18 protein-coding genes are annotated in these 17,685 nt (G+C 36.8%); 2 read left to right on the forward strand and 16 right to left on the reverse strand.

Annotated elements, in window-relative coordinates:
* Nucleotides 1–30 precede the first annotated feature (30 nt).
* The 12 genes from aroA to ACZ427_RS08220 form a co-directional block, all read right to left on the reverse strand.
* Nucleotides 31–1,320 (reverse strand): 3-phosphoshikimate 1-carboxyvinyltransferase, encoded by a 1,290-nt coding sequence (gene aroA, locus ACZ427_RS08165; RefSeq protein WP_461179467.1) that lies wholly within the window; start codon nucleotides 1,318–1,320, stop codon nucleotides 31–33.
* A gap of 56 nt (nucleotides 1,321–1,376) precedes the next feature.
* Complete coding sequence (locus tag ACZ427_RS08170; protein ID WP_464883555.1) at nucleotides 1,377–2,474, reverse strand: prephenate dehydrogenase; 1,098 nt, start codon at nucleotides 2,472–2,474, stop codon at nucleotides 1,377–1,379.
* 58 nt (nucleotides 2,475–2,532) lie between these two features.
* Nucleotides 2,533–2,910, reverse strand: a complete 378-nt coding sequence (aroH, locus tag ACZ427_RS08175; protein WP_461179465.1) for a chorismate mutase — start codon at nucleotides 2,908–2,910, stop codon at nucleotides 2,533–2,535.
* 2 nt (nucleotides 2,911–2,912) lie between these two features.
* Nucleotides 2,913–3,980 carry a 3-dehydroquinate synthase gene (gene aroB / locus ACZ427_RS08180; protein ID WP_461179464.1) on the reverse strand — a complete coding sequence of 356 codons (1,068 nt, stop codon included), beginning with the start codon at nucleotides 3,978–3,980 and terminating at the stop codon, nucleotides 2,913–2,915.
* Nucleotides 3,980–5,149 (reverse strand): chorismate synthase, encoded by a 1,170-nt coding sequence (gene aroC, locus ACZ427_RS08185; RefSeq protein ID WP_461179463.1) that lies wholly within the window; start codon nucleotides 5,147–5,149, stop codon nucleotides 3,980–3,982. The genes aroB and aroC overlap by 1 nt, the downstream gene beginning before the upstream one ends.
* A gap of 1,050 nt (nucleotides 5,150–6,199) precedes the next feature.
* Entirely contained in the window at nucleotides 6,200–6,973 is a 774-nt protein-coding gene (locus tag ACZ427_RS08190; RefSeq protein WP_461179462.1) for a CheR family methyltransferase, read from the reverse strand.
* A gap of 290 nt (nucleotides 6,974–7,263) precedes the next feature.
* Nucleotides 7,264–7,710 (reverse strand): nucleoside-diphosphate kinase, encoded by a 447-nt coding sequence (gene ndk / locus ACZ427_RS08195; RefSeq protein WP_461179461.1) that lies wholly within the window; start codon nucleotides 7,708–7,710, stop codon nucleotides 7,264–7,266.
* Nucleotides 7,711–8,137: 427 nt separating this feature from the next.
* Nucleotides 8,138–9,109: a heptaprenyl diphosphate synthase component II gene (gene hepT, locus ACZ427_RS08200; protein WP_461179460.1), complete on the reverse strand. Its 972-nt coding sequence runs from the start codon at nucleotides 9,107–9,109 to the stop codon at nucleotides 8,138–8,140.
* 99 nt (nucleotides 9,110–9,208) lie between these two features.
* Complete coding sequence (locus ACZ427_RS08205; protein WP_461179459.1) at nucleotides 9,209–9,916, reverse strand: demethylmenaquinone methyltransferase; 708 nt, start codon at nucleotides 9,914–9,916, stop codon at nucleotides 9,209–9,211.
* A 3-nt stretch (nucleotides 9,917–9,919) separates the two neighbouring features.
* The gene (locus tag ACZ427_RS08210) at nucleotides 9,920–10,720 is read right to left on the reverse strand and encodes a heptaprenyl diphosphate synthase component 1 (RefSeq protein ID WP_461179458.1); all 801 of its coding nucleotides are present in this window, start codon (nucleotides 10,718–10,720) and stop codon (nucleotides 9,920–9,922) included.
* A gap of 120 nt (nucleotides 10,721–10,840) precedes the next feature.
* A complete protein-coding gene (gene mtrB, locus ACZ427_RS08215) occupies nucleotides 10,841–11,065 on the reverse strand; it encodes a trp RNA-binding attenuation protein MtrB (RefSeq protein ID WP_461179457.1) in 225 nt (74 codons plus the stop codon).
* Between the two features lie 214 nt (nucleotides 11,066–11,279).
* Entirely contained in the window at nucleotides 11,280–11,552 is a 273-nt protein-coding gene (locus ACZ427_RS08220; protein ID WP_235794597.1) for an HU family DNA-binding protein, read from the reverse strand.
* A 439-nt stretch (nucleotides 11,553–11,991) separates the two neighbouring features.
* Between ACZ427_RS08220 and istA the strand changes: the two genes are divergently transcribed.
* Together istA and istB are read left to right on the forward strand one after the other, a co-directional pair.
* A complete protein-coding gene (gene istA, locus ACZ427_RS08225; protein ID WP_461180033.1) occupies nucleotides 11,992–13,560 on the forward strand; it encodes an IS21 family transposase in 1,569 nt (522 codons plus the stop codon).
* Entirely contained in the window at nucleotides 13,557–14,321 is a 765-nt protein-coding gene (gene istB / locus ACZ427_RS08230) for an IS21-like element helper ATPase IstB (RefSeq protein ID WP_464883432.1), read from the forward strand. Before istA ends, istB begins: the two co-directional genes overlap by 4 nt.
* A 167-nt stretch (nucleotides 14,322–14,488) precedes the next feature.
* On the opposite strand, the gene spoIVA is transcribed toward istB, so the two are convergent.
* From spoIVA to ACZ427_RS08250, 4 genes are all read right to left on the reverse strand, one after another.
* Entirely contained in the window at nucleotides 14,489–15,967 is a 1,479-nt protein-coding gene (gene spoIVA / locus ACZ427_RS08235) for a stage IV sporulation protein A (RefSeq protein ID WP_461177860.1), read from the reverse strand.
* 242 nt (nucleotides 15,968–16,209) lie between these two features.
* Complete coding sequence (locus tag ACZ427_RS08240; RefSeq protein WP_461177859.1) at nucleotides 16,210–16,941, reverse strand: hypothetical protein; 732 nt, start codon at nucleotides 16,939–16,941, stop codon at nucleotides 16,210–16,212.
* 19 nt (nucleotides 16,942–16,960) lie between these two features.
* Nucleotides 16,961–17,146: a DUF2768 domain-containing protein gene (locus ACZ427_RS08245; RefSeq protein WP_461177874.1), complete on the reverse strand. Its 186-nt coding sequence runs from the start codon at nucleotides 17,144–17,146 to the stop codon at nucleotides 16,961–16,963.
* 259 nt (nucleotides 17,147–17,405) lie between these two features.
* On the reverse strand, nucleotides 17,406–17,666 hold the full coding sequence (locus tag ACZ427_RS08250; protein WP_461177858.1) for a stage VI sporulation protein F: 261 nt from the start codon (nucleotides 17,664–17,666) through the stop codon (nucleotides 17,406–17,408).
* Nucleotides 17,667–17,685 lie beyond the last annotated feature (19 nt).

The raw sequence follows: 17,685 nt of genomic DNA on the forward strand, positions 1-17,685 counted from the left end.
AAGAATCCGCAAATATGCAGATTCTTTCTTTTAGCTTACTAATTTTTTTAAGTCTTCAAAGAAATCCGGATATGAAATTGCAATAGGAGTAGCATCATCGAGAATCACTTCTTCTTTTGTAATCAATGAAGCAATAGCGGCCATCATTGCAATCCGATGATCGTTATAGGAAGATACCTTACCACCTCTTAGGGAAGTTTTTCCTTTAATAATCATACCATCTTCAGTTGCTTCAATATTTGCTCCTAATGTGGACAAAACTTCGACAACAGCTGAGATTCTGTCCGTTTCTTTGACACGTAACTCTTCTGCATTACGAATAATTGTTGTTCCTTCTGCTTGAGTAGCAAGAAGCGCAATCACGGGAATTTCATCAATTAATTTTGGAATAATACCTCCTTCAATTACTGTATTGTGCAGGTTTGTATAGCTAATTGTCATATCTCCAATCAGTTCCCCGCCAACCGTTTGCTGGTTATAGATTTGAATGGAAGCTCCCATATTTTCAAGTACATCCAAAACTCCGGTTCTTGTAGTATTTAAACCAACCCTCTTTAATTTGACTTGGCTATTTGGAACAATAGCTGCCGCAATAATAAAGAAAGCCGCAGAAGAAATATCCCCTGGAACGTAAATATCAGTTGCTTTTAAGCTATCGTCATTTGTAACGGTTGTTACTAGCCCCTCGGTTGAAACCCCAGCTCCAAAAGCTTGAAGCATATTTTCGGTATGATCCCTTGTAGCTGCCTTTTCGGTAACTTTTGTTCCACCACTTGAAAGCAAACCTGCAAGCAGAACTGCTGATTTAACCTGTGCACTTTTTACTGGTAGTGTATAATGTATCCCGCTTAACTTCTCTCCCCGGATGGATAAAGGTAAGTAACGTCCATTGCCCCTACCATCAATTGAAGCTCCCATTTCTTCAAGCGGATTAACAACTCGATCCATAGGACGGTTGGATAATGACGGGTCTCCATACACTGTAGTAAAAAAAGGTAATCCAGCCAGTAAACCAAGCATAAGTCTTGCAGTTGTCCCTGAATTGCCGAAATAGATGGGTTCTTCCGGTTCCTTTAATCCAGTAATCCCTTTTCCTTTAATACTAAGGGTAGATCCTTTCTTTTCAATATCAACTCCCATCGCTTGGAAAGCGTGGACAGTACGCATGCAATCTTCCCCATCTAAAAAGTGTGTAACCTCTGTTGTCCCGTTTGCTATTGATCCAAGTATCACTGCCCGATGGGAAATTGATTTATCCCCAGGCACCTCAATTTCACCAGATAAGGGAGCAGAACAGGGTTGTAGTATTATTTCACTCAATTGATTATACTTCCTTTCTTCTTATCACAAGATATTATAGATATAATCCAGTGGAATTACTGGGTCATCACATCATAACCATTAATCAGTAACAGGTTATAGCTGTCCATTTGGAATTTTTCAGAAGGGAGACTTAATCGTAATGCTCCTGTAATCCCCTCTCGTATTTCTAAAATTTGTATATTCTTGATGCTTATACGCTCAGAAGCAAGCAACTGAACAACTGAAGCAAGCGCACCTGGCTGGTCCTGTATATCAACATACAAATCATAAAAGGAAGGAATTGCTCCTTTTTCGGATTTTTCCAAACCATCTCTGTACGTTTTAGCATGGTCGAGGTATGAAATCATTTTGGATTTATCGTTTTTGTCCACCAAATCTTTTAAAGTTGACATCTCTTTTATCCATTCTTCTAATAAATTAGACATTTTTGCTTGATTATGATAAAAAATATCCTGCCACATTTGTGGATTACTTGAAGCAATTCTAGTAATATCACGGAACCCGCCCGCTGCAAGCTTAGGTAAAAAAGCGTGTTTATTTTGCCATTTCTTTGCCTGATGCACGAGAGAAGAGGCAATTAAATGCGGGAAGTGGGAAACTACACCCGTCATTTCATCGTGTTCATTTGGTTCCAAGGTGATAAATTTACTATTTGTATTTAGTAATATTGCTTTAAGTTCATCGATTTTTGATTGTGTACTTCTTACCGAAGGCGTCAGCACATAAATGGCATTCTCAAATAAATGGGACTTTGCAGCGTGAACCCCTTTTTTATGAGAACCGGCCATCGGATGACCGCCGATAAAAGTTATATTTCTATTGGACAACTTACTTGCCTCATTCAGGATAGATCCTTTGACAGATGCTACATCAGATACGATAATTTCTTTTTCCAATGGAATACTGTCCAATTGTTTCATCAATCGAATTGTTTCTGATATTGGAGCTGCTAAAATAACAAAATCAGCTTGCTTGACTGCCTGCGAGAAATCTGTTGCAGCTTCATGAATGATTTCATTGTTTTTTGCATATTCCAATGATACATCACTAACGTCATAACCAATTATATAATTCTCTTTGCTTATGAACATGCTTTTTGCTAATGAACCACCTATTAAGCCAAGCCCGGCAATTACTATTGTACGCTTCACATTTAAATCTCCTTGTTCGTTTGTTAGCATGAATAATGTTTAAATTAGTTGTGTTTTTTTAATGCTCCCCAAAACTCTTCAGCAAATCCGGACGTAGTTGAATTGCCTCATTATGAAAAACATGTTGAATATTCTCCTGTTTTTCATTTGTATTGACAACCATCATTACCCGTACACATAATGGCAAACTGTTTGGTACCTCAATTTCCTGCATGCACATTACTGGCACAAACGTCCATCCGGGCAGTTCCCTTAACGCCCTTGCAGGGAAACCGGCGTTAAGGTCCTTCGTTACGGAAATAAATATATGGGAAATATTGCTTGCTTTGACATTATTTTTGCTTACCATTTCTTTAATCAGTTCTCTTGTATTTGAAATGATTTGATTTTCTTCATTCTTTTTAACTGTTGTAGCCCCTCTTATTCCCCTTGTCATTCTCACACCAGCTTTCCAAAAAAAGATTTTAAATACATTAAAAGATCATCTTCATCCAATTGAACAACAATAGGTTCACTTATTGTTTGTAATAGAACCATTTGAATGGTGTTGTTTACATTTTTTTTATCTGACTTCATCCGGTGAATTAACGCTTTACAATCCAAATTACTGACATCCAACGGGTATTCATTTGCTTTTAACCAGTTTTTCAACGTTTCAAATGGGAGATTGGTGGAATATAGCTTCTCACTAATCAAAAGTGAGAATAAAATTCCTATCGCAACTGCCTCCCCATGAGATATTTTTCCATAGCCCAACTCTGCCTCCAAAGCATGACCGAGAGTATGTCCAAGGTTTAAGTATTTACGTATCCCAGCTTCTTTTTCATCAGATTCGACAATGGAAGCTTTGATTTTGATGCCATTATATAAATGTTCGGTCATTTGTTGAGCTGTTATATTATTTAAATTAATTTCTATCAGCTTATTGTAGAATCCTTCATCGGCAATTAAGGCTTCTTTTATCAATTCGGCATATCCTGAGCGAATTTCCTTTTCATTTAACGATTCCAAAGTCTGTACATCATAGATGACGGCTTTTGGTGCATAAAAATTGCCAATCATATTTTTCCCCAGTGGATGATTAATCGCTACTTTTCCACCCACACTGCTATCGTGAGCAAGAATTGTAGTCGGCAGTTGTATATAATCGATACCCCGCATAAATGTAGCTGCGACAAATCCTGCTAAGTCACCAACTACTCCACCGCCTAATGCGACAACTAGAGACTGCCGGTCTAATTCGGACTCTATAGCCTTCGTATGGACCTGTTGAAAAGTTTCCATACTTTTCGATTGTTCTCCAGCAGGAATAATCGCAGTATACACTTTCTCTTCTGAGAAACTTTGTACAATTTCGTTTAAATATAATTCTGACACTTTATCATCTGACACGATTAGTACATTAGAATATTCATTTTCAATCAATTGCTTTAATTGAAAGCGAATATGATTCCCAATAAAAATAGAATACGAATGTGAACTGGATTGAACAACAATTTTCTCCACTAAAAGCACCTGATTTCTTCTCTATAATCAGAGATAGCCTGTTGGAGTTTTGGAAATTGATCACTGGAGAATTGCTCCGATATTGCTTTGGCCAGCTCGAATGCCACAACATGTTCCATAACGACTGACGCAGCTGGCACCGCACATGCATCTGATCTTTCTACAGTTGCTTTAAACGGTTCTTTCGTTTCAATATCAACACTTTGAAGTGGCTTGAGCATTAAAGTAGGAATTGGTTTCATGACACCTTTAACAACTATAGGCATTCCAGTTGTCATTCCACCTTCAAATCCTCCCAGCCGGTTTGATTCACGATAATAGCCATTCTTCTCATCCCATGCTATTTCATCATGTACTTCACTGCCGTTCTTTTTCGCCGCTTCAAAACCTATTCCGAACTCCACACCCTTGAAAGCATTAATACTGACCACACTACCGGCAATTTTACTGTCTAATTTGCGGTCAAAATGTACATAGGATCCAATACCCGCTGGCATTCCTTCTACATATACCTCCGTAACACCGCCAATGGAGTCCCCTTCTTTTTTCGCCTGGTCAATAGCATCCATCATTTGTTGCTCGACATTTTTATCTAAAACCCGTACAGGAGAATTTTCGGAAATTGTCTTTCTTTCCTTCATCGACAGAGATTCTATCTCCTCTGCACGAATTCCTGCAATTTCTTTCACATAACCACAAACTTCTATGCCTAGGTGTTTTAAGAACGTTTTTGCCACAGCACCTGCTGCAACCCGTACCGTTGTTTCTCGGGCAGAAGATCGCTCCAATACATTTCTCATGTCGCGATGGCCATATTTTAATGCCCCGTTTAAATCTGCATGACCTGGTCTTGGCTTGGTTACAACACGTCTCATTTTAGCATCTTCTTCTATTGGGTCTTCTCCCATAATATCTGTCCAGTGTTTGAAATCATCATTATGTACAACTAGCGATATAGGTGAACCAAGCGTATAACCATGTCTTACCCCACTGGTAATATCTACTAAGTCTTTCTCAATTTGCATTCTTTTTCCACGACCATGGCCTTTTTGCCTGCGCAATAAAGAGTCGTTAATATCTTCTTTCAACAAAGGCATCCCTGCTGGAATACCTTCCAAAATTGTTGTGAGTTGTTTACCATGAGATTCTCCTGCAGTTAAATAGCGCAATGAATATTCTCCTTTACTTCAATTAATTTTCTAATAACTATATCATATATCGCTTTATTTTTGGTAAAAAGTTTTGAAAAAGATGATGAATACTGATTAATTTCAGTTTTTAAATATTTTATGCTTACTAAACTGCTCGAGCAAAGGAGCAAGTGCCTTAACATCCTAAGGAATTGCATAAGTAAGTACTTACAATGGCGTTTTAGTACTAGACGTGGCTTACATTGCAGTAAAAATGGATACTGGTAACTTTTTATACAACTGTTATTAGAACGAGAAAAATTATTCAGTATAACTACCATGAACCAAGATGATACCTTTTTCTGGTTGGCTCTTTTGGTAAATTTCTTTAACGTCGCATTTGATATAAAAGACGAAGTAACTGCTGGGTTGATCTTCACTGCGGGACCGCCTGAGCACCTTAGAGCACGGCTTCAGCCGCCTCGAGAAACCCACTCTACGGGGTCTTCAGACACGTGCTGTTCTGAGCAGGACAAGGAAAGCTTCGGCAGCGTTACATCGCACGAAGAAAATGTGTACACATTTTCGAGGAGTCAACGGTCCTCCACTCCAATCAACCATCTTAAAAGTGCATGACTATGTTTGTTATATAATCAAGCAATATAAGTGTTTTGATGAAGTTGCGGGATTATCTTAATAGCGAAGGAAATACACGAAGACTCCAGCGGGAGAAAAGGCATCGGTGAGACCCCGCAGTGCGACGGCACGAGGAGGCTCACCAGCCGCCCGCGGAAAGCGTAGTGTATTTCCGCAGCGGGGGTAAAAGTACCAACATTCATTTCAAGTTACTTCGTCTTTTATATCTTTTTCGACGTTAAGGAGCAACGAGTCTTTTCGGTGGGACGAGTAATCGCAGTCCCAAGTCTTTTTGATGGGACAAGTAATCGCAGTCCCAATCTTTTAGAAAACAGCCTTCTGGTTAAATTAGCTGTTTTCATTATAGATGGTGACGGCATGTTTTTAGCCACTATGCTGGTTTTTCACCTTATTAAAAACCCCGTATCCTCTTTAAAAAGAATACGGGTCCTTTTAATTTTTTTGATAAAAGAATGTGTCTATTAAATGTAACTGATATATAGCGGGACTAAAAATTTGTTCTGTACTGCCAACAAATAAAACACCATGCTTTTTTAGTGCTTTACTGAAATTATGATATATATTTTCCTTGGCTTCATCTGTAAAATAGATTAAAACATTGCGGCAAACGATAAAATCTATATTACTTGGATATCTACTTGAAAGCAGATTGTGTTTTTTAAACCGGACATTCTTTTTTAAATCAGGGTTAATATAGTATAACCCATTTTTCTCAATAAAGTACTTACGCTTTAAATTGGAAGGAAGCTCCTTGAGTGCCTTTTCCCTATAAATGCCAGCTTTTGCTTTTGCAAGAACATTTTCATCGATATCTGTTGCCAGAATTTGAAAATCAATTTGAGGAAAATATTCCTTTAGCATTATTGCAATGCTATATGGTTCCTCTCCAGTGGAGCAGGCTGCGCTCCAAATTACCAATTTTCTATTATTCTTTATCAGTATTGGAAAAATCTCGCGTTGTAAGACGTCCCATCTTTTAGGGTTCCGATAAAATTCAGAAACATTAATTGTTAAACGATCAATAAATTCATGTAATAAAACTTCTTCACTGTTTAGTGCGTCAAAATAGGAACTGAATTCCGAAAAACCGTGTTTATTCCTTAAGGTAATAATACGCCGTTTCATTTGTTTCTCTTTATATAAATTAAGGTCAATCCCCAGCTTTAACTTGATGCTCGAGATAAAGTCTATGTATTCGTCTGTCATTCTCCATGCCTCTTCTGCTTAGGTATCCTCCACCTACTTTAGTGGAATGCTTTTAATTTATTCCATTTTAAAAAGCCCTCCGTGTAAAACGGAGGCTTTCTAAAACAAGTAAGAATGTATAAATAATTGGCCATATCAATTCCTTGTCAGTAAATGACTCGGACAGTTCCAGCCCCATTCCCCTCAGGGGCTAAATCAAGAACTCCCTCATGAGCTAGAACGCGCATGTTGAGTTCTTGCTTAAAGCTATGCTTTAGGATGATCAAGGTGCCCCGACTTTTGCTCAGTAATTAGTATATCCATTCGCTATCCTGTTTTGAATAAGATACCAGTTCATCTTTATCAAACCACAGATCAATTTCTTTTACGGCACTTTCAGAGGAATCAGATCCATGAATGATATTCTTTCCTACCGTCATACCGAAATCACCACGTATTGTCCCGGACGCAGCTTCCTGCGGGTTAGTGACGCCCATCATACCACGAGCTGTCTTAATAATATCTTCACCTTCCCAAACCATTGCAAAAACAGGACCGGAAGTAATGAATTCTACCAGTTCTCCAAAAAAAGGTTTCTCTTTATGCTCACCATAATGTTTTGCTGCCAGATCATCAGATATTACCATGAGCTTAGCTCCTCCAAGTTTAAAACCTTTTGCTTCAAACCTCTTTACTATTTCCCCTACTAGATTACGCTGTACTCCGTCTGGTTTGATCATTAAAAATGTTTTCTCCATACTCGCACCCCTCATTATGTATATTTTTTGTAACCGATAACATTCTATCAAAATTTGAATCAAAAGCGCAAGTGCATTGAACGCCCCCTGGCGTATAAAGAAGTCCAACTATAAACGCCAACACACGGGAAACATCGAACTGTCCCTCTTCACACAAAAAAAGAAATGGTCCAGTTCTAGCTCTTTACTCCCTCGAGACCTTAAGCAGAAACTCCTACGTGAGCAAAGAACGCCCATGTTGAGTTTCTGTTTTCAGTCAACAAGACGTGGGTCAGTTCCGCCTCGTTCACGTATTAGTGGCCCTCTTAGTCAAACTTACTCTGCTCTCAGGGTGTTCAAATCACGAACTGAGCTTTTGTTCATGTGATGGTACTCCTAAAAGGTTCCCTATCCTGTAGTGGTTTCTTTTTGCAAAATACCTATGACTTTAGGAGCGTCTTTTCCCAATATATCTTGCGATGTTCTGTAACGTTTGTTTCGCTCTATTATCCGGCAATCCATCCAATGCATAAAGAGCTTTTTGCAAATATAAATCACTTAATCGATAAGATTGTTCGATTGCATTTGTATTTTTCAAGCTGGTTAACAAAGCAGCCATATCACTATCCATAACCGTGTCGGATTTTTCAAACGTATTTTTCAATAACGCTTCAAAATGCTCGTTTTTCATCGCATATAAAACCGGCAGTGTAATATTCCCCTGAAGTAAATCATTCCCAACCGGTTTGCCTAACTCATTTGCAGTAGAGGTGAAATCAAGAATATCATCAATAATTTGATAGGACATGCCTATAAAGTAACCATATTGATATAATTTTTTCGCCTGATTCTCGGGCACACCACTGACAATGGCACCTAATTTACAGCTGGTTGCGATTAATAATGCTGTTTTTCGTTTAATCCTTCGCAAATAATTCCGAAGTTGCTGATTCCAGTTGTATTTGTCTTTTATTTGTTCAATTTCTCCAACACAAACCTCAACGATCGTTTTGGCTAACAAATGATGTGCATTTGCCTGTTTAATCGTTGTTATTTCCTCTAATGCACGTGCCAGTATGTAATCACCGGTATACATAGCAACACGGTTGCCGTACTGATGCTTTATTGTAGGTTTTCCCCTGCGCAGCTCTGCATTGTCAACAACATCATCATGGACAAGTGTTGCCATATGAATTAATTCCAGAGAAACAGCTACTGTATTAATCCGGTCTATATCATAATCTCCAAATTGACCGGACAACATCACAAAAACAGGACGAATCCTTTTCCCCCCTGCCTGTAATAACTCAGTGGAGGCTTCGCTTAATACAGGATGTTCTGCCTGTATGACTTCGTTTAAGGATTCTTCTATTACGTCTAAGTCTTTTTTTAAATATCCATATGTTTTAGCTATTTTCATGTGTGTCACCTTTTATTTACACTTTAAGTAAGTTGGTTTTATCAATTAAAGCATTAACCATCTTCCCTCGTGTTACATCAAAATTTTTAATAAACCTGTTCATTTTTTAAAGCCCATATGCATAGCTGCTACTCCACCTGTATAGCTTTTAACCCGGACAGAGGAAAAACCTGCCTCCAAAAACATTTGCTTCAATTCATTCTTATCTGGAAAGTTTTTAGCTGATTCATTTAACCATGCGTATTCCTTGTAACTTTTAGCGAATAATCTGCCAATCACCGGCATAATAAATCGAAAATATAAATAATATAATTGCCTGTATCCTATTAAAGTAGGTTGTGAAGTTTCGAGACAAACAACCTTTCCCCCGGGTTTGACAACACGATAAAGTTCTTTTAAGACGACCTTGTAATCTGGTACATTTCTTAAACCAAATCCTATTGTAACATAATCAAATGTATCATTATCAAAAGGCAGTTCCATAGCATTACCATGTAATAGGCTAAGCTGATTCAGCTCCAATTCTTTCTTCTTTTCTTTGGCAACAGATAACATATTTTTACTGAAATCCAGGCCGGTCACTTCCCCGGTCTTCCCTACTGCTTCTGCCAATGAGATAGACCAGTCCCCTGTACCGCAACATACATCCAGTGCCTTGCTGCCTACTTCAACCTTCATGCGTTTCATAACATCTTTACGCCATGCCTTATGTCTTTGAAAAGAGATAATAGAATTCATTGAGTCATATTTTGAATATATTTTTTCAAATACATGATGAACACGTTCTTCCTTCGACTGTTCTGTCATTGCCTATCCTTCTTCCGCCATTGTGGTATTTTTATACATATGTTTGGATATCACGGGGATGAGGTGGTTTTTATAAGCTCTATGATGATTAGGAAGCTTTAATAAAGATTGGTCCAATTCCCTCAGGTTTGTTGCGATGGTTGTATCTATTTTATTTAAGATTTCTGTATACGTGTGATTGGAGGGTGTTGAACCCAACCAAATTTCAATCATTTGAGAATAACCAATGTCGTCTATTCTCTCTTTCACTTGAATTAACTTATTTGTAATTAACCATTTACCCGAAAATACAACAAGCGACATATCACCCAGATATTTTGCAACATGAATAATTAATAAAGATTCCACTTTTTCTATCATATCGATATACTCTTGGAATGAAAACTCTTCGCCACAGTATATTCTCATTTTATATTCATTAACCTCTTTTATCGCAGATGCTAATATATGTATAAATTCAAAATCGTCTATTTCTGATAGAAGTAAATAATAAAGCCCACTATAATAATCCCCTGCTAATACGTTTAATTGTATCGGAACATTTTGTCCATTATTTTTATCCAATTCATTTGACTCAGGTACTAGATCATGAGTGTCCAACGCTATTTGAGCCAACATTGTCGTAAGTATATACCGTTCTTTTTGCCTTTCTGATAATGCAGTGTTATTTATAATTGCAGCTAAAAGTTTAAGCTTTTCTTCATCAATAATGGGCTTCTGTATAAATCTATCCAAGTATGTATGGTGAATTTTATCGTTAATTAGTGCCTTATAATGATGAATGTCTGTACTAGATGTATTCAAAACAAATCACCTTAGCCCTTTCATCCCCTCAATAATTGATGTAGCTATTATAGCATAATATATGTATGACCGATAATAAAGAATTTTGATGAAAGGAAGTGCACTGCTCCCGGGAAATTATTAATTGTTTTCCATTTCCCCATGACTTGTTTGTATAATTGCTTTTCCTCTAACTTTAACAGCAGATGTATGCTCTGTGAATTGGGCAATCATAACTTCATCTTTATCTAACTTTTCTGAGTGATGAAATTTGGTGTTACTTCCCCTTGTCAAGCCTATCACGTTTACTCCGTCTTCTAATGCTTTAATAACAAAGAAATCAGATTTGAAAGTTGAGTTTTCCATTATTTACCTCCTACATTAGTCTTCATTTGACCACGTCATTGAAAAAGGAGAAACACTTTTTTCACTTGTAATGTTTCTCTCGAGAAATTTTCTGATCTTAGCTTCTGGTTGTGGCTAAACTGTAATCAACATAGCAGCATATTGATTGCTTACATTTTCTACTCTATTTAAAAAGGGGTACGTATAAACGCACCCCTTTTTAGCCCTATGTAAATTATTTCACACTATCTTTAAGGGCTTTACCTGGTTTGAAAGCAGGAACTTTACTTGCAGGAATTTCGATCTCTTCTCCAGTTTGTGGATTACGACCCTTACGAGCTGAACGCTCACGTACTTCAAAGTTACCAAATCCGATTAACTGTACTTTTTCACCATCTTTAAGTGAATCCATGACAGATTCAAAAACTGCATCTACTGCTTTTGTAGCGTCTTTTTTAGAAAGCTCGCTTTTTTCAGCTACAGCATTAACTAAGTCTGTTTTGTTCATGACATTCACCTCCTCCCAAAAGTTTCAATCGACATTGGAACAAAATGTAACTCTTAACATTTGTTTACCAATTTGCCAGCATTTATACTAAGTTATCACCTAATTCATTAGATGACAAGGCTTATAATAACCGAGTTTGTTACAAAATTCAACAATAAGTATCCATTTTTTCCATATTTATTTAATAAAACCGCTATTTTTTATTAAAAATCGATAAAATGGTTACAAATCAAGTAACAATGGCTTCATATAAGCTTTCCTGCTCAGTAAAGATATACGAGAAGTTATAATAGATTCCTTGTGACTGCTAAACTAGAGTAGACAGTTTTTGCTAGATAAAAAGAAACACTTATTTACCCAAATATACCAATAAAATATAGATACTTTCCATTGTAAAATGTTTATATCCTATAACATACAACAGTGGAGGTAGCAGAAGGTGGATAAGTGGGAAATGTATATGGAAATAAGTCAGTTAATCAAAAAGGGATTCAGTAAGACGAAGGTGGCAGACAAGCTAGGAATATCAAGATCAACAGTATATCGTTATCTAAAAAAGTCTCCTTCGGATATGACTGAGTGGGTAGATTCACTTCAAACGAGGAGTAAGAAATTAGATACTTATAAAGAGCTGATATTATCTTGGTTGAGGGAACATCCAGATATGTCCGCCGCACAAGTAGAAGATTGGCTAAAAGAGAAGTACGAAGATTTAAAAATAGGTGAAAGTACGGTTCGATCATATGTTAGAGAGCTTCGAGAGGAATATAAAATAAAGAAGGAAACTTCACCACGAATATATGAGGCTATACCCGATTCACCTATGGGTGAACAAATACAAGTTGATTTTGGTCATACTAAACAGAAAGCAGTCGATAATAAGGAAGTAAAACTAAACTTTATAGCTTTTGTATTATCTAATTCTAGATATAAATATAAAGAATGGTTAGATAGGCCTTTCACTACTCAAGATGTCATCAAAGCACATGAAAATGCATTTAGGTGGTTTGGGGGAATTCCAAGTGAATTAGTATACGACCAAGATAGTTTAATAGTCGTCAGTGAGAATGGCGGGGATTTAATTTTAACGCAAGAGTTCCAACAATATAAAGAATCTAGGAATCTAACCCTTCGTGTTTGCCGCAAGGCGGATCCAGAGAGTAAAGGAAAAATCGAAAATGTAGTTGGTTTTATTAAACATAACTTCGCTAAACATCGAGTATTTCATAACATTGATTCTTGGAATGAACAGGGTTGGGAATGGCTCAATAGAACTGGAAACTATAAAATTCATCATACAACAAAAAAGAGACCGGTCGAAGTGTTTTCCCTGGAAAGACAACACTTAAGACCAGTCACCAAAAATCTAGATATAAAATATAGCTATGAAAATAGTATATCAAGATGTGTCCATAAGGACAATACTATTCGTTATTTATCTAATCGTTATTCCCTTCCATTGGCGACGTTTGGCAAGTATGAAACTGTCTGCATTAAGGAAACCGAAGAAAAGGAATTAATCATTTATAGCCCTAAAACAGGTGAAATCATCGCAAAGCATAATATCCCTGACGGGAAGGGGTTATTGATTAAAGATAGGAAGCATAGCCGAGATAGAACAAAAGGTATTGATGCATTTATGAATACCGTTTCCCAGCAATTTAATGACAATGAGATAGCTTATGGTTATCTACAAAAAGTAAAAGAAAAGTACCCTCGATATATTAGGGATCAGCTTCAAATGATATTAAAAGAGACAAAAGTAAATAACAGGGAAATTCTATCGGCAGCATTGAATGAGTGTATAAAAAAGAACCTTTATGGTGCAACAGATTTTAGCGATGTCGTCGCCTATGTAAAACAACACCGACAAGTTGAAGACACAGTGACTGACACCGCTGAGAATGTAACACACTTAAAAGGGGTTTCTGGTTTGGTTATGGAGACGGAGACTCAAAAAAGAGAAGTGGATACTTATACTGCCATATTGGAAGGTGAGTCAATATGAGCCAGTTGAACCAATTGAAAGAGTTGATGAAGACTCTACGTTTAGCAGAAACAGCGAATCACCTTCCTACATTAATTAGAGAAGCTGAGCAAAAGGATTCATCCTTTACTCAGTTCCTCTTAGATGTAGCAAAATATGAACAAACTAGGAGAGAAGAAAAGCAATTAGAAAAACGATTTAAATGGGCTACATTTCCTTTCCAAAAGACATTAGAAGAATTCAATTTAAAAGAACAGAAATCATTGAGCAACAAACATTTGAATAGATTGAAGGATTTAACGTGGATAGAACAGTTACACAATATCATTCTATTAGGACCACCAGGTAGTGGGAAAACTCACATTTCAATCGGGTTGGGTATTGAAGCGTTAAACCAAGGTTACAAGGTTATCTTTACTACGATGGGAGACCTTGTCCACGTACTGAAAACGGAGGAAATTACTCGTAAATCACAGACGAGAATGAAAAGAATAAGAGATGCAGATTTAGTCATTATCGATGATTTGATGTTTATGGCAATGGATCAACAGGAAGCAAATATGTTTTTTCATTTGATCAATGATTTATATAATCAGTCATCCATTATTTTAACATCAAATAAAGGACCAAAAGAATGGGGTGAATTATTAGGAGACCAAGCAATTACAACAGCAATATTAGATAGAATTTTACATCGGGTTGAGATTATTCATTTAAATGAAGATAGTTACCGAATGAAACATAGGTCGACCATATTTGGGCAAGAAAGTGTTTCAAATTAATGAGCATAAATTGTGTCTTTTTACTTGACGGTCACATTCCTGCCGGTTCAAATAAAATTTTATTAAAAAAAATACAGATTATCAAATGAAATATGAACTTTTTTATTTTCCAGAGCTAAAAAGGTTTATACTTTTAAAACATAAAAAAAGCAGCTAATGCATAGCTGCTACAAAATAATTGCTATTAAACCACCGGAGCCTTCGTTAATAATCCTTTCCAATGTATCTTTTAACTTATATCTGGCATTTTCTGGCATCAGAGATATTTTACCCTGTATACCTTCTCTTACAATGGAACTGAGCGACCTGCCGAATATATCAGACTCCCAGATTGATAAAGGATTTTCTTCAAAATCCTGCATTAGATATCTTACCAATTCCTCACTTTGCTTCTCTGTACCGATGATTGGTGAAAATTCCGATTCGACATCTACTTTTATCATATGAATCGAGGGTGCTACAGCTTTCAATCTGACTCCGAACCTCGACCCCTGCCTGATTATTTCCGGCTCATCGAGTATCATGTCTTCTAATGAAGGGGCGGCAATACCATATCCAGTTTGTTTTACCATCCTTAGTGCTCCAGACACCTGATCATACTCTCTTTTAGCATGGGCAAAATCCTGCATCAATTCCAGCAAATGATCTTTGCCACGAATTTCTTCACCTACAATTTCTTTTAAAACCTGGTCATATAAATAATCAGGTGCATGTAAATCAATTTCGGCTACCCCATCACCCATTTCCATCCCAGCTATGTTTGCATGGTTAATGTATTCATATTCCGAAAAATCACCAACAATTTCATCGACATCTCTTAACCGTTTAATATTTTTAACCGTCGTTTGAATAGCTTCCTGATAATTTTCTCTAAGCCAGTGATCTTCATCAAGTACCATCACCCAGCTAGGAAGATTTACATTCACCTCAAGGACAGGAAATTCGTAAAGTGCTTCCCTCAACACATTATAAACATCATGTTCTGTCATTGACTCTATACTCATGGAAAGTACTGGTATGTCATACTTGTCTGATAAATCCTGACGTAAGGATTCCGTAGTCTGAGTCGTCGGATTAAGAGAGTTAACAATCATAATAAATGGCTTGCCCACTTCTTTTAATTCGTCAACTACTTTGGCTTCTGCATCAATATAATCGTTGCGTGGAATATCTCCTATTGTCCCATCTGTCGTAACCACAACTCCTATTGTTGAATGCTCCTGTATTACTTTCCTTGTACCGATTTCAGCTGCATCGTGAAAAGGTATTGGGTCTTCATACCATGGGGTGTGTACCATTCTTGGTCCGTTCTCGTCTTCAAACCCTTTCGCACTTTCTACAGTGTATCCCACACAATCAACCAAACGAACATTCACATCAAGCGAGTCATCTACATTTACAGAGACAGCCTGATTTGGAATGAATTTGGGTTCTGTTGTCATTATTGTTTTTCCTGCTGCACTTTGGGGTAATTCATCGTGTGCTCTTACACGTTCACTTTCTTCTTCAATATTAGGAAGAACGACCAATTCCATAAATTTCTTAATAAATGTTGATTTCCCTGTCCTTACAGCTCCTACTACTCCCAGATAGATGTCCCCATTCGTTCGCTTTGAAATATCATTAAAGATATCAATTTTCTCCAAAAGATCCCCTCCCGATCTTCGTACGTTTAAGATATGAACAGATTACGAATAATTGACATTACAAGTCTATGATGTTGTCCTATCACAATATGACTTAAATATCATCAAAATAAGAAAACGTCTAACTTAAAGCACGGAATTATAAAAGCTTAAAATAAAAATTCCCTTGCAACACTATATGTTACAAGGGAATTAATATGCTATATTTATTCAATGCGAAAGGGGATGAGCCATTAAGTGGCTTACTTACCATCAGTTGTCGAAAATACGGGTTCCCCATTCTCTATGGTATAGGGAAGTGAATAGGCGGGAACAAACGGGGACTTATCTGCTAATAGATAACGAATGTCATCCCCTTCCCCGTAATCATGTTCATATTCATTGAGCGCATTATTCAAATCAATCCGGTAATCTATAAACAAATTACCATTTACATCCATAATAACAGGGAGATTTTCACCGGAAAATGGGCTGACTACCGTAGGTGCTGTATCATAGCCCAATTCTTTATAATCGATGTTGTACACATCTTCCGCAATTTCATCACCGAAAGGAGGATAAATATGTTCGTTGCGGTAAATATCCAATTGTACATTTACACTTCGGATTGTATCCGTATTGCGTAAATCAATTAATTTCACCTGGGGATTATCATCTGGTGTTATGATTGTATATTGATAAACGCCACCATTTTCGAAAGCATTACCAGGAATTTCAGATAGAGAATTGGTTTCTTTTAAAGCATTAAAATCAATTAGATATTTCTGAAAGATAGGTGTGTCATTTTCTTTTGTCTTAATAGGAACGAGACCGCCTGATTCCTCTCTATACTTTTCCACTGCATTTTGAACATTTTCCAATTGCTGCTCATTTGGAACCTGATTTTCAGATTTTTCGCTGTCAGGATATAAACAACCGCTCAGAAAGAAGGTCAAAATTAATAGACTGAAAACATGAATATATGTAATTTTCATTTCCTGGCCTCCTTATGCCTTACATTGTTGGACCGCTAAACACAATATAAAAAATAATTAATGCACCTAAAATAAATAATAGATATGCAAGTATGGATACAATTACGGAGAAAAAGCCCTTTAATTTATATCTACTTAATAAAATAAGTCCCATTGCCAAAATTAAAAAAGCCATCCCAATAAATGATACCCACATTTTGTCCATTGCGCTCACTTGCTTCACTCCCAACTTTAAAATACTAACCTATTGCACAAGGTATTATAACACAATGTTTTTACTTCTTAGTATCATAATGTTTTTTCGAAATATTTATAATTAATCACATGAAAAATCCGAGATGAAGGGGGCTAGCCTCATCTCGGTCTGACTAAATAATGTCCACAGCAACTCTATCCATGAATGCTTGTGCGATTTATTTTATGCAAGTATACACAGTATTGCATCCTCACTTGCCCAAGTACCGTTAGTTTTTAAAAAGTTTATTTAATGTGTTCATATCCATTGGCATTTTGTTTTTTGTAATGGATTGAACAAGACTATCCTCTTTTTCCCTGGATAATGGTTTATTCGCCATTTTTGACAAATGACGGACCAGATTTCTTACCGTTTTTTCATCGGAAAAATCAGCATTTTTAACAGACTCCGCAACTTTATATATGTCATTCGGATTCACATCAGCATTTTTCTGGATTTTGTCGAAAAGTCCTTTCTGAAAATTATTCACATGTTCTCCCCCTTGCTAA

The sequence above is a fragment of the Virgibacillus ainsalahensis genome, from assembly GCF_055380755.1.

What these genes read in the sequence shown, in the direction of transcription:
- aroH (WP_461179465.1), bottom strand. Translation starts at nt 2,910, where the DNA reads ATGACAAGGGGAATAAGAGGGGCTACAACAGTTAAAAAGAATGAAGAA.
- ACZ427_RS08190 (WP_461179462.1), bottom strand. Translation starts at nt 6,973, where the DNA reads ATGACAGACGAATACATAGACTTTATCTCGAGCATCAAGTTAAAGCTG.
- ndk (WP_461179461.1), bottom strand. Translation starts at nt 7,710, where the DNA reads ATGGAGAAAACATTTTTAATGATCAAACCAGACGGAGTACAGCGTAAT.
- hepT (WP_461179460.1), bottom strand. Translation starts at nt 9,109, where the DNA reads ATGAAAATAGCTAAAACATATGGATATTTAAAAAAAGACTTAGACGTA.
- ACZ427_RS08205 (WP_461179459.1), bottom strand. Translation starts at nt 9,916, where the DNA reads ATGACAGAACAGTCGAAGGAAGAACGTGTTCATCATGTATTTGAAAAA.
- mtrB (WP_461179457.1), bottom strand. Translation starts at nt 11,065, where the DNA reads ATGGAAAACTCAACTTTCAAATCTGATTTCTTTGTTATTAAAGCATTA.
- ACZ427_RS08220 (WP_235794597.1), bottom strand. Translation starts at nt 11,552, where the DNA reads ATGAACAAAACAGACTTAGTTAATGCTGTAGCTGAAAAAAGCGAGCTT.
- istB (WP_464883432.1), top strand. Translation starts at nt 13,557, where the DNA reads ATGAGCCAGTTGAACCAATTGAAAGAGTTGATGAAGACTCTACGTTTA.
- ACZ427_RS08240 (WP_461177859.1), bottom strand. Translation starts at nt 16,941, where the DNA reads ATGAAAATTACATATATTCATGTTTTCAGTCTATTAATTTTGACCTTC.
- ACZ427_RS08245 (WP_461177874.1), bottom strand. Translation starts at nt 17,146, where the DNA reads ATGGACAAAATGTGGGTATCATTTATTGGGATGGCTTTTTTAATTTTG.